Genomic DNA, 22,079 nt, shown 5'->3' with positions numbered 1-22,079 from the left:
CTCCGGCGGTCACGGGGTGGGCGCGGGTGTGCTCGGGGAGGCCTGCCGGGTCGCCGGGGTCTTCGCCGTGGCCGGTGCGGTACTCGTCGGCGTGGGGCCGACGTCCCCGTCGCTCCCGTCCCTGAGCAGCGCCGCCGCGGACACCCCGGCTCCCGCCATCGCCGCGACCAGCAGCGCCGCGATGAGGGCGCGCCGCGCGGGCTGCCGGAGGAAGGGTTCCTCCGGCCGGTGCGGAGCGCGCAGGTCCACCGGCGGCACGGGCGGTTGCCGAACGGCGAAATCCTGCGCCCGTTTCCGCGGTGCGGCCCCCACCGTCGGCGCGTACCCGGGCGGCGGCATCGGCGGCATACGGCCCGTGTCACGGAAGGCCCGGAGCATCCGCTCCGCCCGGTCCGCGTCCAGCCGCCGGTCCGGATCACGCTCCAGCAGACCGCGTACGACGGGCAGGAGCGGTCCGGCCTGGGCGGGCGGCTGGATGTCGCCCACGACGACCGCGTGCAGGATGCCCCCCAGCGAGTCGCGGTGGAACGGCGACTCCCCGCTGAGGGCCGCGCACAGCAGCGCACCCAGCGACCACAGGTCGGACTCGGGCCCGGTCCTGACCCCGGACATCCGCTCCGGCGCGGTGTACTCGGGCGAGCCGACGAAGGCTCCGTTCTCGGTGAGCGTGGGAGCGCCCGCGACCTGGGCGATGCCGAAGTCGGTGAGGACGACGCGGTCGGTGCCGGTCTCCAGCAGGACGTTGTCCGGCTTCAGGTCGCGGTGCAGCACCCTGGCCGCGTGCGCGGCGCCCAGCGCGCCGAGCAGGGCGATGCCGATGCGGGCCGCTTCGGCGGCGTCGACCGGGCCCTGGTGGGCGAGCCGGTCGGCGAGCGAGCCGCCCTCGATCAACTCCATGACGATATAGGGACGTTCGCCGTCCTCGACGACATCGTGGACGACGATGATGTGCGGGTGGCTCAGCTGGGCGACGGCCCGGGCCTCGCGAAGGGTGCGGTCCCGCTGCCGGCGCGCCTGCGCCGCGGAGAGCGTCTCGTCGTAGGGGAGCTCCTTGACGGCCACGCTCCGGCCGAGGAGCTGGTCGGTCGCCCGCCAGACCACTCCCATGCCGCCACGACCGAGCCTTGCCTCCAGGCGATAACGCCCCGCGACCACACGGAAGTCGGCTCCCTCGGTCCCCATGCGCCCCATCATGCCGCAGAGAGCGGCAACGCCCACGAAATCCGGTCGCCGCCCGGCACCAGGGTGTGCCTACCGGGGCTGTTGCCACCCCTGCAGCACCCACTTGAACTGCTTGCTCGTCTTCGCCCAGTCCTCTTCCGGCGAGGACATGTAGATCGCGTACTCGACGCCGTCCCGCGAGAAATACGTCTCCTCGACGGCGTGGCGCGGCCCGGCGACATAGGGCGGGTCCTTGGCCAGCGCAGTCCAGGTGTACTCCCACAGCGAGCCCTTGCGGTCCCGGTAGGTGTTGTCCTCCATGGTCACCCGCTTGTAGTCGACCAGCCGCCGGACCTGCTGCTCGAGGTCCTCCTGGTGGGACCTGGCGTCGGCGAAGTCCGGTGACGCGTCGATGGCGATGCGGACGAAGTGCCGGCCGCCGTCCGGCGAGTAGTCGATCTGCTTGAGCTCACCCTGCGGGCCGAAGGGCTTGCGCTTCCAGCCCTTGGGCAGGGAAAGGCTGAACCCCACGGGATCCTCGTAGCGGATCCAGCTGTCCGGAACCGATCCGCCGCTCGCCTGCGTGCTCGTGGAAGTCGTCGAGCCGGATCCGTCGCCCTGCGACGGTCCGTTCCACTGCTGGAGCACCACGGCCGTGCCCCCGCCGATGATGGCCGCGAGCGCGACCACCAGGGCGAGGGTGCGCAGCCGGCGACGCCTGCCCGGACCGGTCGGCTGCGAACCCGCCACCGGGCCGACCACGGTGGGGCCGTAGGGCGGAGTACCGGCCGTGGACGTCCCGGTGGCCGAGGTGCCGGCCAGTGGAGGGAGCGGCGTCCCGGTGTGCGACCCCGAGCCGGTGCCGATCGGGCCGGTGCCGGACGTACCGGTCGCCATACCGGTGGGGGCCGGTCCAGCGCCCGTTCCGCTGGGGTGGTCCCGGAACGGCGCCGTCCCCGCGTACTGCGTCGGCACGTACGCCTGCGCCCCGTTCGGCCGCCGGCCCTCCGCCGCCTCGGCGAGCATCTGCTCGGCCTCGGACACGTCGGGCCGGGTGGCCGGATCCTTGCGCAGCAGGGCGGTGATGACGGGGGCGAGCGGACCGGCGTGCCGGAGCTCGGCGGCCTCCTCCTCGACCACGGCCTGCATGGTGGTCAGCGGTGTGGTGCGGCGGAACGGCGACCGGCCCTCCACGGCCGTGTAGAGCGTCGCACCGAGTGCCCAGAGGTCTGAGGAGGGGCCGGGGTCGTGGCCGCGCACCCGCTCGGGCGCCAGGTAGTCGACCGAGCCGACGACCTCTCCGGTGCGTGTGATGGTCGTGTCGCCCTCGATCTGGGCGATGCCGAAGTCCGTGAGCAGCACGCGCCGGTCGTTGCCGAGCAGGACGTTGCCCGGCTTGATGTCGCGGTGCAGGACGCCCGCGGTGTGCGCGGCGCGCAGGGCCCGCAGCACCCACAGGCCGACGCGCGCCGCCTCGCGCGGCTCGACGCGCCCCTCCTCCTTGACCGCGTCGGCCAGGGAACGGCCCTCGACCAGCTCCATCACGATCCAGGGGCGGCCGTCGTGCTCCAGCACGTCGTGCACCGTGACGACCGCGGAGTGGTTGATCCGCGCGGCTGCCCTGGCCTCCGCCCGGGTGCGCGCCAGCAGGATCGCCTGCTCGCTCTCGGAGACGTAGAGGGCGGCCGTCAACTCCTTGATGGCGACCGACCGGTGCAGCACCTCGTCATGCGCACGCCAGACCCGGCCCATGCCGCCACTGCCGATGGATTCGGCCAGCCGGTAGCGGCCCGCGACGAGCAGGCCCTGCATCTGATTCACGTTGCCCCGCAATGGTCTTGACAGGGTCAGCGTAAGGACCCGCCCTCACCCAGGGAACAAGCGGGGTACCACGGTGACCGCACTGTGACGGTTGTCGCCTGTTGGGACGGGAGGCAACCAGAGTGTGAACTGCGGCGTACAGGCGGCGCGCCGGTCGCTCACTTCGTCGCCTTGTACGTCGCCGCCGCCTGCTCGTAGAGCCGGGTCACCTCGTCCCGTTCGGACTCCGGGCCGCGCACCTGGACCACGTGGTAGCGCCCCTCGACCAGCATCGCGAGGTTGCGGACGTACAGCTCGCCCCCGTCGCCGCCGGTCCAGGTGAACTGCCCCTCGGCCATGGTCCGTCCGCCCACCTCGATCGTCTTGAGCCCGGTGGAGGTGGCCCAGCTGGAGTCGCGGTACGGCTGCAGCTCCGGCTCCTTCTCCCGCTGGTAGGCCATCGGATCACGGCCGTGCTCCGCCGCGCTGTCCCGGCCCGGTACGACGACGAGCTCGAAATCGCCCTTGGTGTAGACGACCTGGCCGCTGCCGCTCCGCGCGGCGCGGTCCCAGCCCTTGGCGACGGCGACCTGGAAGCCCGCCGGGTCCTTGCGCAGGGTGAAACCGTCGCCCACGTCGGGGCCGGTGGTCTGCGTCTCGGTGGTGTCGGCCGACGACGAGGGGCTCTTCTCCGGCTCGGGCGAGGTCTGCTCGGGCCGCGGCTCGCTGCTGGCGTCCGGCTCGGGCGCCTGACCGACCTCGCCGGCGGCACCGGTGCGGTCCGTGCCGTCCGGGCCCTCTCTGTCCGACTTGGGCATGAAGAGCATGGCGTAGGCGATCGCCGCGGCCATCGCGAGCAGGACCAGCAGGAGCAGCGTACGGCCGAGGCGGCGCGGCGAACCGGACTCCTTCCTGGCCCGCTTGTGCCGCCCGTGATGCGCGGGCAACCCTGCCTTCCGCCGGCGCACCAGTTCGCCCCGGCGCCGTACGACGGGCAGCCGGCTGGCGTCCACGGGCGGCGCCGCTACGACGTGCACCCCGGCCTCCGGCTCGGGCGCCGAGCGCACCAATGAGCGCAGCCAGCCCCGCACTTCCTCGAAGTCGAGGCGTTCGGTTGGGTCCTGACGCAGCAGCGACTCCACGACCGGCCGCAGCGGCCCGCACTCCTCGGCGTAGGCGGGCGGTTCCGCGCACACCATCTGCACCAGCTCGGCCGTCGACTCCTCCGGGTAGGGCGCATGCCCCTGTACGGCCCTGAAGAGCAGCGCGCCGAGCGCCCACAGGTCGGTCGCGGGACCGATCGGCGCCGCCAACTGCCAGTTCTCGTGCACGGGTCCGGCCTGCTCCGGCGCCCAGCGCTCGGTCACCGGCCCGACCACGGCCATCCGCGCCTGCCGCGCCCGTTCGGCGGCCAGCGCCGTGGCCGGGCCTCGCCGGGGGGCGGGGGTGCCGGCGACCAGGTCGTCCCACCGGGTGGACTCGCCCGGGGCCGCGGTGTCCGGGGCCGGCGGGAGCGCCGCCTGCTCCCCACCGCGCGGCGCCGGGGCGCCACCGGTCGTGCCACGGGGTGTCGCACCATGCCACGCGTTCGTCCGCGGACCGCCGCCCACACCGTAGGGGTCGGCGATCCGCCCCGGCGGTACGGCTCCGGGGGCCGTGCCCTGCCCGGGGATGTACGGCGACTGTGACGATCCGTTGCCGTAGGGCGCGGCGTCGCCCTCCGGGGCGGGCCGGGCTCCGGGCAGTGCCGCCCGCCCGCCCTGCTGAACCTCCTGCACCCGTGCGGCGGCCCGGGCGCCCGCCCGGTAGGCCGCGATCGCCCCGGCACGCGCCGCCCGCGGGTCCCCGCTGCCCTGCACCGGCCCGCGGGCGGGCACCACCGGTCCACCGCCCGCCGTGTCACCCCCCGCCGAGGGCAGCCCTCTGGCCTCACGGGCCTCTATGGCAGCGCGCCGCGCGGCCTCGGGATCACCCGCGCCACCGGCCGGCCCGGGAGCTCCCGGAGCACCGAGGCGTTGGACCGGCCCGGCACCGCCGCCCTCCTGCCCCGGCCCCCGCTCGGACTCCTCGAAGGCCGGTTCCGGAACCGGGTCGTACCCGCACAGGGCCTCCTCGGCAGCACCCACGGCCAGCCCGGTCAGCATCACCCGGCCGTCGTCGCAGACGAGCACCGTCCGCGCGGTGATGTTCCGGTGCACCCAGCCGTGCGCGTGCAGCACCCGGAGGGCCATCAGGACGTCGGAGGCCACCTCGGCCGCCCGGTAGGGCGTCAGCGGCTTCTCGGCGAGCAGCGCCGCCAGCGGGCGCGCGGCCACCAGCTCGCTGACGATCCACAGCGAGCCGCCCTCGGCGAACACGTCGAAGACCTGGTCGAGCCGGGGGTGGTCGGGAATGGCCGCGGCGGCCTGCGCCGCCTCCACCGCGCGCCGCACCACCGGGTCCGTGGGCCGCCGGGTGCCACCCCGCGTGCCGGACCGCCGCGCACCGCCGTCCCTGGCCGTGAAACCGTCGGGCAACCCCTCCGCGTCGAGCACCTCGGCCTCGACCACCTCGGGCAACGGGACCTGCCGGACCAGGACTTCCTGTCCGCTGTAGGTGTCGAAGGCCCGGGTCTCGGTGAGTTCGTACTCGTCGGACGGCGGCAGCGGCAGGCGGTAGCGGTCGGCCAGCACCCGACCCGCGTAGTCGTCCACGTTGCCTCCCCCGGCAGCCCGGTCGGTCACATCCGTTCGCCCCACGGTCCGCTTCGACTGCGCACGGTCCGCAAACATTTACGATACGTGCCGCAGGCAACCCGCAATGCTGGGATGCCAGATCTCACTCCCCAAACCCCGGGGGCCTCATGCTCAGGACTTGGGTTCGAAGGTCTTCGTCAGGGTCCGCCACGTCTCCTTGCGGAGCGCGCCGTCCCAGTCCGACGCCTTCGCCGTGTACATCAGCGCGTATCCCTGCCGGTCGTCGACCACGAACCCCCGGTCGATCGTCCGGTACTTGGTGCCGCCGTCGGAGTAGGTGAACTCCCAGTCGGCCGTGTTCCAGCCGCGGTAGTCCACCTTCTCTATGCGGATCTTCTTGTACTGCGCGCGCACCATGTAGCGTTCCTGGTTCTTCCAGTCCGCCACCGGGTCGCCCTTGGGCGTGGACGTCCAGGCGATGAGCAGCTTCTGCCCGTCGGGCCCGGTGAAGCGGTCGCCCGCCGCACCCGTCGACTGGTACTTCCAGCCCTTCGGCAGACCGATCGAGTACCCCTGGTTCCCCTGGTGAGTCGACTCCGCGGCGGTGCCCTTCCCGCCGGAGCCGCCCTCGTCCGACGAGCCGCTCGCCTGGCCGTCCGGCTTGCTGTTCGAGGCGGCTCCGGACGGCGCCGCCTGGGTCTCCGTGCCGTCCGTACGCGTGCCATCGCTCTCGTCGCCCTTGGTGTCCGCGCTGCTCGACGCGGTGGCGACGGTCTTCCCGCCGCCCTTGCCGGAGGCCCCCTCCGAGCCCTTGTCGTCACCGCTGAGCGCGATGGCGAGCACGGTGCCGATCACGGCGAGCACCACGACCACCGCGATGATCATCAGGGTCCGCCGCGGCACCACGTCGGTGAGCGGCGCGCGGGGCACCGGCCTCGGCGGCAGGTCCGGCGGCGGCACCACGGGCCATCCCGAACTCCGCCCTCCGGAGGCCGTCTTGGACTCCGGCGCACTCCGCTCACCGGTGCCCGCGGCCGCCGCCGAGCCCGACTGCGCCACGGACGCACCCGCGCCCCCGGCCCGCCCCGCGCCGCTGTCCGACGCGGAGGAGGCCGTACCCGCCGGCCCGGCAGCGGCCTCGTCGGCACCGGACCCGGCAGAGGCGGACGTGGCGGAAGCCGCCGTCGATCCCGCAGCAGCCGATCCCGCAGCAGCGGATCCCGACGCGGCCTTGCGCACGGAACGCAGTGCTCCGCGCAGCCGCTCCCCGGCCTCCTCGCCGCGCTTGCTCCCCGCGCCCGCCGAACTCCCCTTGCGCGAGGACCTGTCCGGCTGCGCGGGCAGCGGCACGACCTTCGTCGCGTCCATCGGCTCCGGCTCGGCCGTCGCCGGCGCGTGCAGCACCGAGTTCAGCATCGCCCGGGCACCCGCGTCGTCGAGCCGCTGCGCGGGGTCCTTGGTGAGCAGCCCGTGGATGACGTCCTTCAGCGGACCGGCGTTCTTCGGCTCCTCCAGCGGCTCGGTCATCACGGCCGTGAGAGTCGCTATGGCCGACCCCTTGTCGTACGGCGGCGCGCCCTCCACCGCCGCGTACAGCAGGCCGCCGAGCGACCACAGGTCGGCCGCCGGACCCGGCTTGTGCCCACGCGCCCGCTCCGGGGAGATGTACGAGGGCGCGCCGACGAGCATGCCGGTCGAGGTGATGGACGGGTCGCCCTCGACCTGAGCGATGCCGAAGTCGGTGAGCACGACCCGGCCGTCCTCGGCGATCAGCACGTTCGACGGCTTCACGTCGCGGTGCAGGATGCCCTCGCGGTGGGCGGACCGCAGCACGTCGAGGACGGCGAGCCCGACCTCAGCGGCACGCTTCGGGTCGAGGAGGCCGTCCTCCCGGATGACCTCGGCGAGCGACTTGCCCTCGACGAGTTCCATGACGATCCAGGGCCGGTCGTCCTCCTGGACGACGTCGAAGACCGTCACGGCGCTGTTGTTGCGGATCCGCGCGATCGCCTTGGCCTCGCGCAGCGTCCGCGTGATCAGCCGCCGCTTCTCCTCCTCGTCGATGTTCGACGGGAACCGCAGCTCCTTGACGGCGACCGTCCGCCCGAGGGTCTCGTCCTGGGCCCGCCACACCGTGCCCATGCCGCCGCGGCCGAGCACCTTGCCCAACCGGTAACGCCCCGCGAGGAGACGCTCCCTGTTGTCCTGACGAGTGTCCTGACGAGATGTGCCCGCCCGCTCCGCCTCCGACATGCGTCCCCTCATACAACCCGCCCTGACAGAGCCTCCATTGTCTCTCACCCGACAAGTGCCCGGCGCCCAGGGGCCCCCTGGCGGACACGGGCGGCCCCGCCCCCCGCGAACCCGGGTGCGGCAGGCCCCACACCGCCTTGCATGATGGGCTCTGACCAGGGAGGAGCCCGTATGCCACCGATTCGGACATTGCTGGCCCTGCCGGTGGCCGCCGCCCTGTTCGGTCTGCCCCCGGCCGACTCGTCGGCCCTCACGATGCCGCCCACGGACGCGGTGCTGCCCCTGCTGGTGGCCCAGGGCCGGGCCCCGGCCGCGGCCCTGCTCGCCCAGGAGGGCACCACCGCCCGCTATGCCGCCGCCGGTTCGGGAATCGCCCGGTCGGACCACTTCCGCGCGGGCAGCGTCACGAAGACGTTCATCGCGACGGTCGTGCTGCAACTGGCCGCCGGGCACCGGCTGTCACTGTCCGACACGGTGGAGCAGCACCTGCCCGGCCTGGTGCGGGGAGCCGGCAACGACGGCAGCGCGCTGACCCTGCGCTCCCTGCTCACCCACACCAGCGGCCTGCGTGACTTCACCAAGGACACCGACGGAGCCGCGCCCGTCACACCTCGTCAGGCCCTGAACCTCGCTCTCACCCACCCTCCGGCCGAACGCGGCCGCTTCTCGTACTCGAACACCAACTACGTCCTGCTCGGCCTGGTCATCGAGCGGGTCACCGGCCACTCGTACGCCACGGAGGCCGAGCGGCGCATCATCACTCCCCTGCGTCTGACGGGCACCTCCTTCCCCGGATCCCGCTCCTCGCTGCCCTCCCCGCACGGCCGCGCCTACGCCGCCGACGGAACCGACGTCACCGAACTCGACCCTCGGGTGGCCGGAGCCGCGGGCGAGTTGGTGACCACGCTCGCCGACCTCGACCGCTTCTACGGAGCCCTGCTCGGCGGTCGGCTGCTGCCCCCGCACCGGCTGCGCGAGATGCTCGACACCCGTGCCACACACGGCGCGTACGGCATGGGGCTCTTTCCCGAGAAGCTTCCGTGCGGCACGACGGTGTGGGGACACAACGGGCACATATCCGGCAGCTACGTCCGCACCGCAGCCACCGTCGACGGCCGGCGTGTCCTCACCTTCCGCGTGAACACGGACGCGATAGCCGATCCCGGTCTCGAACCCGCGGTGCTCGCGGCCGAGTTCTGCCCCCGCACCTCGTAGAACGACCGGGTTCCGAACGAAGATCCCGCTTCCTGACACTCGTTCGGGTGATGTCCGGCAGACCAAGCCCCGGCAAGGCCTGCCGGACCCGGCCGCACCCCGCACAGCAGCAACCGCACCCGGCACAGCCCGACCGCACCTGACACAGCACCAACCGCACCCGGTGCGGCCGGCCGCACCCCGCACAGCCCAGCCGCACCCCGCAGGATCACAACGGCACGATGTCCGGCGCCCCCAGCCGCGCCGCGTCCGCCGTCAGGTCGTCCGGCTGCCGCTGCGACTCCCGCTCGGCCTCCACCCGCTTCTGGTAGTGCTCGACCTCGCGCTCGATCTGGTCCTTGTCCCAGCCGAGCACGGGCGCCATGAGCTCGGCGGCGTCACGTGCGCTGCGGGCGCCCCGGTCGAAGGTCTCGATCGAGATGCGCGTCCGCCGGGTCAGCACGTCGTCCAGATGCCGCGCCCCCTCGTGGGAGGCCGCGTACACAATCTCGGCGCGCAGATAGTCGTCGGCAGCGATCAGGGGCTCGCCCAGCGACGGGTCCTCGGCGATGAGCTGGAGGAGCTCCTCGGTCATCGTCCCGTAGCGGTTCAGCAGGTGCTCGACCCGCACCACATGCAGTCCGGTCCGGGCAGCTATCCGCGCCCGCGCGTTCCACAGCGCCCGGTAGCCCTCGGCGCCCAGCAGCGGCACGTCCTCCGTGACGCAGTCGGCGACGCGCATGTCGAGCCCGTGCACCGCCGCGTCCACCGCGTCCTTGGCCATGACCCGGTACGTCGTGTACTTGCCGCCCGCCACGACGACCAGCCCGGGCACCGGATGCGCCACGGTGTGCTCGCGCGACAGCTTGCTGGTGGCGTCCGACTCACCCGCGAGCAGCGGTCGCAGACCCGCGTACACGCCCTGGACGTCGTCCCTGGTGAGCGGCACCGCCAGCACCGAGTTCACATGTTCCAGCAGGTAGTCGATGTCCGCGCTGGACGCGGCGGGGTGGGCCTTGTCGAGGTCCCAGTCGGTGTCCGTGGTGCCGACGATCCAGTGCCGGCCCCACGGGATGACGAACAGCACGGACTTCTCCGTGCGCAGGATCAGCCCGGTGGTGGAGTGGATCCGGTCGCGCGGCACGACCAGGTGGATGCCCTTGGACGCCCGGACGTGGAACTGGCCCCGCTCCCCGACCATCGCCTGGGTGTCGTCCGTCCACACGCCGGTGGCGTTGACCACCTGCTTGGCTCGGATCTCGTACTCGCCGCCTCCTTCGACGTCCTGCACCTTCGCTCCGACGACCCGCTCACCCTCGCGCAGGAAGCCCGTCACCCGAGCACGGTTCGCGGCCTTCGCGCCGTAGGCCACCGCCGTGCGCACCAGGTTCGTCACGTACCGGGCGTCGTCCATCTGGGCGTCGTAGTACTGCAGCGCCCCGACCAGCGCGTCCTTCTTCAAGCAGGGGGCCACGCGCAAGGCGTGAGAGCGCGTCAGGTGGCGGTGCATCGGCAGGCCCCGGCCGTGCCCCCGGGCCATGGACATGGCGTCGTACATGGCGACGCCCGAACCCGCGTACAGCCGCTCCCAGCCCTTGTGCTGCAGCGGGTACAGGAACGGCACGGGCTTCACCAGATGCGGGGCGAGTCGCTCCAGCAGCAGTCCGCGTTCCTTCAGGGCCTCGCGGACGAGTGCGAAGTCGAGCATCTCCAGATAGCGCAGGCCGCCGTGGATGAGCTTGCTGGACCGGCTGGAGGTGCCGGACGCCCAGTCGCGCGCCTCGACCAGACCGGTGGACAAGCCCCGGGTCACGGCGTCGAGCGCGGTGCCCGCACCGACCACGCCTGCACCCACCACCAGCACGTCCAGCTCGCGCTCGGCCATAGATGCGAGTGACTCGGCGCGCTGCGCCGGTCCGAGTGTCGCTGTCCTCACCGCTGCCTCCCGCTCATCGGTCGCGCGGGCCGCACCCGTCGGGTGAGGCCCCGTCCGTATCCCCCTGCCCAGATTCTGACCGGGTTGCCCGGCTTCAGCCACCACGGGCCCGCAGCCTGTGGACAACACTCACGGAACACTCACCGAAACTCGGCCGGGCAATCCCGCATATCGGTCATATTTACTCCTAGTCTGACATTGCGCTCGCCCGTCCTGTCCACAGGGCTTGCGCACCTGTCCCACTTCGGCTATCGGGAAGGACGGCCGCCATGCCCGCAGATCTCGCCGTCATCGGACTCGGCCCGTACGGCCTGCCCCTGGCCCAGGCCGCCGTCGCGGCCGGCATCCCCACCATCGGCTACCGGACCGGACCCGAGGCGGGCTCGCTCAGCCCCGCCGAGCTGCGCCGGATGCTCTCGGGGGGCTTCCGGCCGACCACCGACTCGGCCGAGCTCGGCCGAGTCCGCACGGCGGTCATCTGCGCGCCGACCCCGCCCGGAGCGGACGGCGGGCTGGACCTGAGCCAGCTGGAGGCGGCCGCCCGCACCCTGGCCGGCCACCTGCGTCCGCACACCACGGTGATCCTGGAGTCACCGGTGCACCCGGGGACGACGGAGAAATTCCTGCGTCCACTCCTCGAAGAGGGCTCCGGTCTGCGCGCCGGGCGCGACTTCCACCTCGCGTACTCCCCCAGCCGGGTCGACCCCGGCAACCGTGACGTCACACCGGCCACCATCCCCAAGGTCATCGGCGGCCTCACCCCGGCCTGCACCGAGTCGGCCGCGGCGTTCTACGGACGGCTGACGGACAAGGTGGTACGCGCGCGTGGACTGCGCGAGGCGGAGACGGTGCAGCTGCTGGAGACCAACTACCGGCACGTGAACATCGCCCTCGTCAACGAGATGGCCGCCCTCTGCAACGACCTCGGCGTCGATCTCTGGGACGTCGTCCGCTGCGCGGAGACCAAGCCGTTCGGCTTCCAGGCCTTCCGCCCGGGCCCCGGCGTCGGTGGCCACTCCGTCCCCCAGGACCTGACCGCTCCCGGGGGCCGCGGACTGCGCATGGTGGAACTGGCCCGGCAGGTCAACGACCGCATGCCCGGCTACGTCGTCCAGCGCGCCGCCACACTCCTCAACGAACACGGCAAGTCGGCCCGGGGCGCCCGCGTTCTCCTCCTCGGCGTCACCTACAAGCCGGATCTCGCCGACCTCCAGGGCACTCCGGCCCGGGAGATCGCCCTGCGCCTGAGGGAACTGGGCGCGACGGTCAGCTACCACGACCCGTACGTCCCGTCCTGGAGCGTCTACGACCACCCGATCCCCCGCGCTGACTCCCTGTACGAGGCAGCCGCCGACGCGGATCTGACCATCCTCCTCCAGCAGCACCGCACGTACGACCTCCAAGGCCTGTCGGTGAAGGCCCAGCTCCTGCTGGACACGCGCGGTGCGGCGCCCGCGGGGGCGGCGCATCGGTTGTGAAGGGGGGCGCGCGGGGTGCGTGCGCCCGGGCGACTGGTGGCATGAGGCACGCGGCGCGGGTACCTTACGGACACAGGCGGAGCCCACCGCAGGGGGTACTGCGGCAGGCTCCTGGATAAATCACGGAGTGTCCGCCCCTAGTCCTCGTGGGGACGGCCGCTCACCATCCGAAAACAAGGTGGAGCCCACCGCAGCGGTCACTGCGGCAGGCTCCTGGATGGATCACGGAGTGCCCGCCCCTAGTTCTCCTGGGGGCGGCCGCTCACCATCCGAAAATCCGCAAGATCCACCTCCTCCGGCACTGCACCGTCCGAAGACGGAGTCGGTCCCAGCGGGTGGGCTTGCGGTGACGTCCCATGGGCGCCCCCTTCCACGACGCCGCCCATTGACCCGGTAGACGGCACGTCGGAATCGGGCCGGGCCCCGAGGGCGGGGTCCGGACCGTGTCCTTGGAAGGGGGCTCCCAGAAGAACCGGGGCGCCGATCACGGACACTAGCCCCTCGGAACCGCCCTCCACGGGTCAGAACGGCCCGAAGGCACCCATGCGCCCCCGACGACAACACGCGCCCCGTCAGAGCCACTTGGGCATGCAGAAGGGCCCGGCCACTCCCCGAGTGACCAGGCCCTTCTCAGCGTCGAGACCGACTACCGCCGGTGCTGTGAGTCCGCCACCGTGACCTCGACCCGCTGGAACTCCTTGAGCTCGCTGTAGCCGGTCGTGGACATGGCGCGGCGCAGGGCGCCGAAGAGGTTCATCGAGCCGTCGGGGGTGTGGGACGGCCCCGTGAGGATCTCCTCCAGGGTGCCGACCGTGCCGAGGGCGACCTTCTTGCCGCGCGGCAGCTCCTCGTTCACGGCCTCCATGCCCCAGTGGTGGCCCTTGCCCGGGCCGTCGGTCGCACGGGCCAGCGGGGAGCCCATCATCACCGAGTCCGCGCCGCAGGCGATCGCCTTGGGCAGGTCGCCGGACCAGCCGACACCGCCGTCCGCGATCACGTGCACGTACCGGCCGCCCGACTCGTCCATGTAGTCGCGGCGCGCCGCGGCCACGTCGGCGACCGCCGTCGCCATGGGGACCTGGATGCCGAGCACGTTGCGCGTGGTGTGCGCGGCGCCGCCGCCGAAGCCGACCAGCACACCGGCCGCCCCGGTGCGCATCAGGTGCAGGGCCGCCGTGTACGTGGCGCAGCCGCCGACGATCACCGGGACGTCCAGCTCGTAGATGAACTGCTTCAGGTTGAGCGGCTCGTGCGCGCCGGAGACGTGCTCCGCGGAGACCGTCGTACCGCGGATGACGAAGATGTCCACGCCCGCGTCGACGACGGCCTTGGAGAACTGGGCGGTGCGCTGCGGGGAGAGCGCGGCGGCGGTGACGACGCCGGAGTCGCGCACCTCCTTGATGCGCTGCCCGATCAACTCCTCCTTGATGGGGGCCGCGTAGATCTCCTGCAGACGGCGGGTCGCGGTCTCCGCGTCGAGACCGGTGATCTCGTCGAGCAGCGGCTGCGGGTCCTCGTAGCGCGTCCACAGGCCTTCGAGGTTCAGCACGCCGAGGCCGCCGAGCTCGCCGATGCGGATCGCGGTGGCCGGGGAGACGACCGAGTCCATGGGGGCGGCCAGGAAGGGCAGCTCGAAGCGGTAGGCGTCGATCTGCCAGGCGATCGAGACCTCCTTCGGGTCCCGCGTACGGCGGCTGGGGACGACGGCGATGTCGTCGAAGGCGTACGCCCGGCGGCCGCGCTTGCCGCGCCCGATCTCGATCTCAGTCACGTCTGTGGCCTTTCCCTGATGCGTTGCAGCGTCTTCCAGTATCGCCGACGGGCACGGCGAGGGCGGCCCCGGATGCTCCGGAGCCGCCCTCGAAGGCCGGGCCGCTACTTGTTGCGGCTGTAGTTCGGTGCCTCGACCGTCATCTGGATGTCGTGCGGGTGGCTCTCCTTGAGGCCGGCCGACGTGATGCGGACGAAGCGGCCCTTGGTCTCCATCTCCTCGATGGAGGCGGCGCCCACGTAGCCCATCGTCTGGCGCAGACCGCCGACGAGCTGGTGCAGGACGTTGGCCAGCGGGCCGCGGTAGGGCACCTGGCCCTCGATGCCCTCGGGCACGAGCTTGTCGTCGGAGCCGACCTCGGCCTGGAAGTAGCGGTCCTTGGAGTACGACTTCGCCTGGCCGCGGGACTGCATCGCGCCGAGCGAGCCCATGCCGCGGTACGACTTGAACTGCTTGCCGTTGATGAACTGCAGCTCGCCCGGGGACTCCTCACAGCCGGCAAGGAGGCTGCCCAGCATCACCGTGTCGGCGCCGGCGGCCAGGGCCTTGCCGATGTCGCCGGAGTACTGCAGGCCGCCGTCGCCGATCAGCGGGATGCCCGCCGGACGGGCCGCGAGGGACGCCTCGTAGATGGCGGTGACCTGCGGGACGCCGATGCCGGCGACCACGCGCGTGGTGCAGATCGAGCCGGGGCCCACGCCCACCTTGATGCCGTCGACACCGGCGTCGATCAGCGCCTGGGCGCCGTCACGCGTGGCGACGTTGCCGCCGATCACGTCGACCCCGACGCTCGACTTGATCTTCGCCATCCAGCTGAGGGCGTTGCTGTTGTGGCCGTGCGAGGTGTCGACGACCAGGAAGTCCACACCGGCACCGGCGAGCGCCTGGGCGCGCTCAAGGGCCTCGGGGCTGGCGCCCACGGCCGCACCGACGAGCAGCCGGCCCTCGGAGTCCTTGGCCGCGTTGGGGTACTGCTCTGCCTTGACGAAGTCCTTGACCGTGATGAGGCCCTTGAGGACGCCCGCGTCGTCGACCAGCGGAAGCTTCTCGATCTTGTGGCGGCGCAGCAGCTCCATGGCGTCGGCGCCGGAGATGCCGACCTTGCCGGTGACCAGCGGCATCGGGGTCATGACCTCGCGCACCTGACGCGTGCGGTCGGTCTCGAAGGCCATGTCGCGGTTGGTGACGATGCCGAGCAGCTTCTTGTTGCCGTCGGTGACCGGGACGCCGCTGATGCGGAACTTGGCGCACAGGGCGTCGGCCTCGGCCAGCGTCGCGTCGGGGTGCACCGTGATCGGGTCGGTGACCATGCCGGACTCGGAGCGCTTGACCAGGTCGACCTGGTTGACCTGGTCCTCGATGGAGAGGTTGCGGTGCAGTACGCCGACGCCGCCCTGGCGGGCCATCGCGATCGCCATGCGCGATTCGGTCACCTTGTCCATCGCCGCGGAGAGCAGCGGGATGTTGACCCGGACGTTGCGGGAGATGCGGGACGAGGTGTCGACCGCGTTGGGGAGCACCTCGGATGCACCCGGCAGCAGCAGCACGTCGTCGTAGGTCAGCCCGAGTGTCGCGAATTTTCCGGGCACTCCGTCGACGTTGGCAGTCATGACACCTTCCCCAAATGGCCTTGATCGGTGCGGATGTCCATGCTAACGGGAAGCGCGGCTGTCTCATTCCACGGTTCCGGTCGGCTCCGGGCTTCGTATGTTCGTACGGAAGCGGCACACCGCCTGTTCAACTGAGGGGTTCTTCAAGCAGGGCTACTGCTCGGCCAGCGCCCGCAGCCGGCTCAGCGCCCTGTGCTGAGCCACCCGGACCGCACCGGGTGACATTCCCAACATCTGGCCGGTCTCCTCGGCCGTCAGGCCCACCGCGATGCGCAGCAGCAGCAGCTCCCGCTGGTTCTCGGGGAGGTTGGCCAGGAGTTTCTTGGCCCATTCCGCGTCGCTGCTGAGCAGGGCGCGCTCCTCCGGGCCCAGGGAGTCGTCCGGGCGCTCGGGCATCTCGTCGGAGGGGACGGCCGTCGAGCCGGGGTGGCGCATCGCCGCGCGCTGGAGGTCGGCGACCTTGTGTGCGGCGATGGCGAAGACGAACGCCTCGAAGGGGCGCCCGGTGTCCCGGTAGCGGGGCAGTGCGAGGAGCACCGCCACACAGACCTCCTGCGCGAGGTCCTCCACGAAGTGCCGGGCGTCGCCCGGGAGACGGGACAGACGGGTGCGGCAGTAGCGCAGGGCCAGGGGGTGGACATGGGCGAGCAGGTCGTGCGTGGCCTGCTCGTCCCCGTCGACGGCGCGGTGGACGAGCGCACCGATCGCGCCCTGGGCATGGGCCGCCTCGTCGTCGCGCATCGGTCCATGGTGCCTTGCGGCCGCCGGCTCCGCGGCACCGCGCCCGTTGTTGTGCACCGAAGCGTTATGAGCAGGTGCGCCGGCACTCATCCCCTGCGCCCTCCCCTTCCGCTCGACCGACTCGTCCCCGAGGAACTCCACACCCTCAAGGATGCGGCATCCGCGGCGAAACGAGCAGCGGGCACCCTGCGGACCCCCGCCCCACCCGTGCCCACCTGGCTTTCCGTGCCCTCACGACGACCGCCGGGACCTGCCGTTCGAATCAGCCCGGGGACGTGGATCCTCGACCGCGCCCTCCCGAACTCTCGACCTCGCGCGGGCAGGGACGGACCCCGGCCGGCGCTGTCGTCGGGCGCCCGCTCCGGCACGCGTGGTTGCGGCTCCCGCGGGGGCATCCACATGCCCCCGCTCTCCGGCCGGGGCCGGAGCCCCCGCCTCGGAACCGGCCCGATCCGTAGGACGGGCGTGATCCGAACAACAGGCCCTAGCGCACCAGGCCCCACCGGAAGCCGAGCGCCACGGCGTGGGCCCGGTCCGAGGCGCCGAGCTTCTTGAACAGGCGCCGGGCGTGCGTCTTGACCGTGTCCTCGGAGAGGAACAGCTCGCGGCCGATCTCGGCGTTCGAGCGGCCGTGGCTCATGCCTTCGAGGACCTGGATCTCACGCGCGGTGAGCGTGGGCGCCGCGCCCATCTCGGCCGAGCGCAGCCGGCGCGGGGCAAGCCGCCAGGTCGGGTCGGCCAGGGCCTGGGTCACCGTCGCGCGCAGCTCCGCGCGGGAGGCGTCCTTGTGCAGATAGCCGCGGGCACCGGCGGCGACCGCGAGGGCCACGCCGTCCAGGTCCTCGGCGACGGTGAGCATGATGATGCGCGCACCGGGGTCGGCGGACAGCAGCCGCCGGACCGTCTCGACGCCGCCCAGTCCGGGCATGCGTACGTCCATCAGAATCAAGTCCGAGCGGTCGGCCCCCCAGCGGCGGAGGACTTCCTCGCCGTTGGCCGCCGTCGTCACGCGCTCTACGCCGGGCACGGTCGCCACCGCACGACGGAGCGCCTCTCGGGCAAGCGGGGAGTCGTCGCAGACGAGGACGGAAGTCATGACCGCCCTCCGCAGCTGATGCACGTCACCTTGAGCCTCCAGGCTGGTACGAAATCGTCACCTGTGCGGTCGACCGTCTCGGACGCAGGCCCGAGCACTTGTTCCTTCAACCGCCTCGCACTCTCAACGACGGTCACTCGAAAGAGTTACGGGGGCGGCTGCCCTCTTCGGCACTCTACGTGAGGGGACGGACACGGTGCAGACATGCACAGTAGACCCTCGAACTTTCATCACAAGCTATGCCCCATTCAGACCCATTTCTTCCGCTTTGCCAGTGTCTGGAGCTAGATTCGCAATGAGTCATATTTTCATCTCCTTAGATCGTAGTTGTACGGTCGTAGACACCGGATCCGCCCAAAACGGCTACAAGGGGTCACGTAATGGCAGATTTCTCCCGCCTTCCCGGACCGAACGCGGACCTGTGGGACTGGCAGCTGCTGGCTGCCTGTCGCGGGGTGGACAGCTCGCTCTTCTTCCATCCGGAGGGTGAGCGCGGTGCGGCGAGGAGCGCTCGTGAGAACTCGGCCAAAGAGGTCTGCATGAGGTGCCCGGTACGCGCGGAGTGCGCTGCCCACGCCCTGGCGGTGCGTGAGCCGTACGGCGTGTGGGGCGGGCTGACCGAGGACGAGCGCGAAGAGCTGATGGGGCGGGCGCGCAACCGGCTGGTGTCGGCGTCGGCACCGGGCGGACACACCGCCTCGAACAACTGAAGGAACGTTTCTGCACACGGGCACGCGCACGCGTGCCGTTGGTTTTTGACGCGGGTGGACCGCTATTGGCGGCGGGCGGCCCGGGCCAGCTGGTCGAGCGTCGCCGCCACGGCCGGGACCTGTGCGAGGTCGGGCAGGGTGAGCGCGACGATCTCCCGCCGCACCGCCGGTTCCAGTCGCACGGCGCGCACCCCCCGGGGCCGGACCGACTCGACGGCCAGCTGGGGAAGGACGGCCACGCCCAGCCCGGCCCCGACGAGGCCGACGACCGCGGGGTAGTCGTCGGTGGCGAAGTCGATGCGCGGGGTGAAGCCGGCCGCCGCACACACCTCGACCAACTGTCCGCGACAGCGCGGGCAGCCCGCGATCCACGGCTCCTCGGCGAGCTCGCCGATCGCGACGGACTGCGCGCCCGCGAGCCGGTGGCGCTCCGGCACGAGCGCGACGAGCCGGTCCGACAGCAGCGGTCGTACGACGAGGTCGTCCCACTCCTCCGCACCGGCCGCCCCCTCGTAGCGGAAGGTGAGCGTCACGTCGCAGTCACCCTCGCGCAGCAGGCCGACGGACGCGGGCGGCTCGGCCTCCTCCAGGAAGACGCGGGTGCCCGGGTGTGCCTCGCGCAGGGCGGCGAGGGCCGTGGGGACGAGGGTCGAGCTGCCGCTGGGGAAGGAGACGAGCCGGACCCGTCCCGCGCGCAGCCCGGCGATGGCGGCGACCTCCTCCTCCGCCGCGGTGAGCCCGGAGAGGATCCCGGCGGCGTGCCGCACCAGTGCCTCACCGGCCTGGGTCAGGCGCATCTCCCGTCCGGTGCGGATCAGCAGGGGCGTGCCGACGGACGTTTCCAGGGCCTTCATCTGCTGGCTGACGGCGGGCTGGGTGCAGCCCAGCTCGCGACCCGCGGCGGAGAAGGAGCCGGTGGTCGCGACGGCGCGCAGGACGCGGAGATGACGAGCTTCGATCACCCTTCCAGGATAAGGCCCCCTTTGATTCCGTTGCGAATAATGCGTCGACGCTTTGGGGACCGATCGCCTACCGTTCGGGCATGAGGCTTCTGTCAGTGAATCTGGGCCGTGCCGTGGCCGTGCCGTACACGGACAACCCGGAGGGCGTGACCGGGATCGACAAGCGGCCGGTGGACGGGCCGGTGCGGGTGTCCGCGCCCGGGCCCAAGGGCGTGGGCGGGAGCGGGCTGGCCGGGGACGCGGTGTGCAAGCTGGAGCACCACGGCGGCGACGACCAGGCGGTGTACGCGATGGCCCGCGAGGACATGGACGCGTGGGAGCGCGAGCTGGGCCGGACGCTGCCCGACGGCGCGTTCGGCGAGAACCTCACGACCCGCGGCCTGGACGTGTCCGGTGCCCTGATCGGCGAGCGCTGGCGCATCGGCCCCGAGGTGGTGCTGGAGATCACCTCCGGGCGGATCCCGTGCCGTACGTTCCAGGGCCATCTTGACGAGAAGGGCTGGGTGAAGCGGTTCACGCAGCGGGGGGCGCCGGGGGCGTATCTGCGGGTGATCGAGCCCGGGGAGATCCGCGCGGGCGATGCCGTCGAGATCGTGCACCGGCCCGGCCACGACGTGACGGTGGCCCTGCAGTTCCGGGCGGTGACGACCGAGCGGACGCTGCTGCCGCGGCTGGTGGCCGCGGGCGAGGCCCTGCACCCCGAGGTGCTGAGGACGGCCCGTGAGTATCAGGAGAAGTACGGGGCCTGACGGCCGCTCACCACGCCCGTCCACCGACCCTTCACCACGGACGGCCCCGAGGGGAAGCGGATGCACTCAGTCCGGGTCACTAACCTTCTGCCATGACAACGGCTCTGATTACGGGATCGACGGCAGGCATCGGGGCCGCGTTCGCGCGGCGACTGGCGGCGGACGGGCACAACCTGGTGCTGGTGGCCCGCGACACCAAGCGGCTTCGGGAGCAGGCGACCGAGCTGCACGACCGGCACGGCATCGAGGCGGAGGTGCTGACGGCCGACCTGGCCGAGGACAAGGGCATCGAGGCGGTGGCCGGGCGCCTCGGCGACCGCAAGAACCCCGTCGACCTGCTGATCAACAACGCCGGGTTCGGCAACAAGGGCCGCTACCTCGACGTCTCCATGGCTGACGAACTGCGGATGCTGAAGGTGCACTGCGAAGCGGTGCTGCGGCTGACGTCGGCGGCGACCGAGGCCATGCGCGAGCGCGGCCGCGGCGGCGTCGTCAACGTCGCGTCGGTGGCCGCCTTCGTGCCCCGCGGCACCTACGGCGCCTCCAAGGCCTGGGTCGTCCAGTTCACGCAGGGCGCGGCGCGCGACCTGGCCGGCAGCGGCGTACGGCTGATGGCGCTCTGCCCGGGGTTCGTGCGCACCGAGTTCCACGACCGGGCGGGGATGGGCACCGACAACATCCCGGGCTGGATGTGGCTCGACGCGGACAAGCTGGTGGCGGCGGCGCTGCACGATCTGGCGCGCGGCAAGACGCTGTCCATTCCGGACCCGCGCTACAAGGCGCTGATGGGGGCGGCGAAGCTGGTGCCGCGCGGGATGCTGGGGGCCGTTTCCTCCAAGACCGGCCGGAAGTACGGGCCGCAGTAGGCGCCCGCGGCCGGCCCGGCCGGCTCCTCCCCCCCACCCCGGAACCGGGAGGCACCCGGACCGGCCTCTTGGGACAATAGAGCTGTTCAGCCGGACCCAGGGGGGCCGGAGGCGAGGCCATGACCTTCGTACAGCTCATCGAATGCAGGACCAGCCGGCTCGACGAGATGAACCGGCTGATGGACCGGTGGGTCGAGCAGACCAAGGGGAAGCGGACCGCGTCGCACAGTGTGGTGGCGAAGGATCGAGCCGATGCCTCACACATCGTGGAGATCGTGGAGTTCCCGTCGTACGAGGAGGCGATGCGCAACTCCGGGCTGCCGGAGACCGACCGGATCTTCCAGGACATGGTGGCGCTCTGCGACGAGACGCCGACCTTCACGGACCTGGACGTGGTGCGGGACGAGCAGCTGTACGCGGCCACCGCGCGCAGGTTCTTCGAGCTCGCGCCCGGCGAGGGGGACGCGCCGCCGTTCAACGACGTGTTCATCGAGGATTACCACGACCACGACCCCGGCAATGTGCAGGACGTCATCGGGCTGGACGCGGTCCGGCGCGAGGTGGAGGTGTGGCGGGGCGGGTTCGACTTCTCGTTCACCCTGGAGGACCAGATGGCGCAGGGCGACCGGGTGTGCACCCGCTGGACCTTCCACGGGCGGCACACCGGGGAGTTCCTCGGGATCCCGCCGACCGGTCAGGAGGTCACCATGACCGGGACGACCGTCCACCGCTGCACTCCGGACGGGAAGATCGCCGAGGGCTGGTGGCAGTACGACCGGCTGGGGCTGATGCAGCAGCTCGGGGTGCTGGATCCCACGGAGCTCTGACTCCCCGGCGAGCCACCGGGCGCGCGGACGGCGAAGGCGGCCACCTCGTCGGCTTTCGAGATCGGCGACCGCTCGCAAGAGGGACGGCTAGGGCCTGTCGTTTGGATCAGGCCGCAGGGAATCGGCGGATCCTTTCAACGCCGGTGAGCGGGGCTTGGCGCGTGGAGCTGCAAGGCGGAGGAGGGAGTCGACGCGGAGCGTCGGTGACCGACGACAACGCCGCAGATGCGCGTGCCAGGCCCCGCGTCTG

Annotated in this window: 16 protein-coding genes; 6 read left to right on the top strand and 10 right to left on the bottom strand. The window is 72.0% G+C overall.

The features are described from left to right. Positions 1 to 9 precede the first annotated feature (9 nt). The 4 genes from ABT116_RS02965 to ABT116_RS02950 form a co-directional block, all read right to left on the bottom strand. Entirely contained in the window at positions 10 to 1,182 is a 1,173-nt protein-coding gene (locus tag ABT116_RS02965) for a serine/threonine-protein kinase (RefSeq protein ID WP_351626907.1), read from the bottom strand. Positions 1,183 to 1,251: 69 nt separating this feature from the next. Continuing rightward, positions 1,252 to 2,973 carry a serine/threonine-protein kinase gene (locus tag ABT116_RS02960; protein WP_351626905.1) on the bottom strand — a complete coding sequence of 574 codons (1,722 nt, stop codon included), beginning with the start codon at positions 2,971 to 2,973 and terminating at the stop codon, positions 1,252 to 1,254. A 167-nt stretch (positions 2,974 to 3,140) separates the two neighbouring features. Then, positions 3,141 to 5,654 carry a serine/threonine kinase C-terminal domain-containing protein gene (locus tag ABT116_RS02955; protein ID WP_351626902.1) on the bottom strand — a complete coding sequence of 838 codons (2,514 nt, stop codon included), beginning with the start codon at positions 5,652 to 5,654 and terminating at the stop codon, positions 3,141 to 3,143. A 153-nt stretch (positions 5,655 to 5,807) separates the two neighbouring features. Further along, entirely contained in the window at positions 5,808 to 7,889 is a 2,082-nt protein-coding gene (locus ABT116_RS02950) for a serine/threonine-protein kinase (protein ID WP_351626900.1), read from the bottom strand. A 171-nt stretch (positions 7,890 to 8,060) separates the two neighbouring features. Here ABT116_RS02950 and ABT116_RS02945 point away from each other — a divergent pair, with 171 nt between their 5' ends. Continuing rightward, positions 8,061 to 9,104, top strand: coding sequence for a serine hydrolase domain-containing protein (locus ABT116_RS02945; RefSeq protein WP_351626898.1), 1,044 nt, complete (start codon positions 8,061 to 8,063; stop codon positions 9,102 to 9,104). Between the two features lie 208 nt (positions 9,105 to 9,312). Here the strand turns inward: ABT116_RS02945 and ABT116_RS02940 are convergent, their stop codons facing one another. Beyond that, positions 9,313 to 11,019, bottom strand: coding sequence for a glycerol-3-phosphate dehydrogenase/oxidase (locus ABT116_RS02940; protein ID WP_351626895.1), 1,707 nt, complete (start codon positions 11,017 to 11,019; stop codon positions 9,313 to 9,315). Positions 11,020 to 11,288: 269 nt separating this feature from the next. Between ABT116_RS02940 and ABT116_RS02935 the strand changes: the two genes are divergently transcribed. Next, positions 11,289 to 12,497, top strand: coding sequence for a nucleotide sugar dehydrogenase (locus tag ABT116_RS02935; protein ID WP_351626894.1), 1,209 nt, complete (start codon positions 11,289 to 11,291; stop codon positions 12,495 to 12,497). Positions 12,498 to 13,143: 646 nt separating this feature from the next. Here ABT116_RS02935 and ABT116_RS02930 read toward each other — a convergent pair. The 4 genes from ABT116_RS02930 to ABT116_RS02915 all read right to left on the bottom strand — a co-directional run bounded on the left by ABT116_RS02930 (position 13,144) and on the right by ABT116_RS02915 (position 17,715). After that, positions 13,144 to 14,268, bottom strand: coding sequence for a GuaB3 family IMP dehydrogenase-related protein (locus ABT116_RS02930; protein ID WP_033311552.1), 1,125 nt, complete (start codon positions 14,266 to 14,268; stop codon positions 13,144 to 13,146). Positions 14,269 to 14,372: 104 nt separating this feature from the next. Next, entirely contained in the window at positions 14,373 to 15,878 is a 1,506-nt protein-coding gene (gene guaB, locus ABT116_RS02925) for an IMP dehydrogenase (RefSeq protein WP_351626889.1), read from the bottom strand. 153 nt (positions 15,879 to 16,031) lie between these two features. Further along, a complete protein-coding gene (locus tag ABT116_RS02920; protein WP_033311556.1) occupies positions 16,032 to 16,619 on the bottom strand; it encodes a sigma-70 family RNA polymerase sigma factor in 588 nt (195 codons plus the stop codon). Positions 16,620 to 17,103: 484 nt separating this feature from the next. Next, positions 17,104 to 17,715: a response regulator transcription factor gene (locus ABT116_RS02915; protein ID WP_003948568.1), complete on the bottom strand. Its 612-nt coding sequence runs from the start codon at positions 17,713 to 17,715 to the stop codon at positions 17,104 to 17,106. 380 nt (positions 17,716 to 18,095) lie between these two features. Between ABT116_RS02915 and ABT116_RS02910 the strand changes: the two genes are divergently transcribed. Beyond that, on the top strand, positions 18,096 to 18,425 hold the full coding sequence (locus ABT116_RS02910) for a WhiB family transcriptional regulator (protein ID WP_351626887.1): 330 nt from the start codon (positions 18,096 to 18,098) through the stop codon (positions 18,423 to 18,425). A gap of 62 nt (positions 18,426 to 18,487) precedes the next feature. On the opposite strand, the gene ABT116_RS02905 is transcribed toward ABT116_RS02910, so the two are convergent. Further along, positions 18,488 to 19,387, bottom strand: a complete 900-nt coding sequence (locus ABT116_RS02905; protein ID WP_351626884.1) for a LysR family transcriptional regulator — start codon at positions 19,385 to 19,387, stop codon at positions 18,488 to 18,490. An 80-nt stretch (positions 19,388 to 19,467) separates the two neighbouring features. On the opposite strand from ABT116_RS02905, the gene ABT116_RS02900 reads away from it, so the two are divergent. The 3 genes from ABT116_RS02900 to ABT116_RS02890 all read left to right on the top strand — a co-directional run bounded on the left by ABT116_RS02900 (position 19,468) and on the right by ABT116_RS02890 (position 21,829). Next, positions 19,468 to 20,136 (top strand): MOSC domain-containing protein, encoded by a 669-nt coding sequence (locus ABT116_RS02900; RefSeq protein WP_351626881.1) that lies wholly within the window; start codon positions 19,468 to 19,470, stop codon positions 20,134 to 20,136. A 92-nt stretch (positions 20,137 to 20,228) separates the two neighbouring features. Next, positions 20,229 to 21,002 carry an SDR family NAD(P)-dependent oxidoreductase gene (locus ABT116_RS02895; protein WP_033311560.1) on the top strand — a complete coding sequence of 258 codons (774 nt, stop codon included), beginning with the start codon at positions 20,229 to 20,231 and terminating at the stop codon, positions 21,000 to 21,002. A gap of 119 nt (positions 21,003 to 21,121) precedes the next feature. Next, the gene (locus ABT116_RS02890; protein ID WP_351626878.1) at positions 21,122 to 21,829 is read left to right on the top strand and encodes an ester cyclase; all 708 of its coding nucleotides are present in this window, start codon (positions 21,122 to 21,124) and stop codon (positions 21,827 to 21,829) included. Positions 21,830 to 22,079: the final 250 nt, after the last annotated feature.

It is taken from the genome of Streptomyces sp. NPDC002130, from assembly GCF_040296465.1.
Classification (GTDB): Bacteria; Actinomycetota; Actinomycetes; order Streptomycetales; family Streptomycetaceae; genus Streptomyces.
The sequence above is the reverse complement of the archived record's forward strand: the minus strand, read 5'-3'. Positions and strand labels throughout refer to the sequence as shown.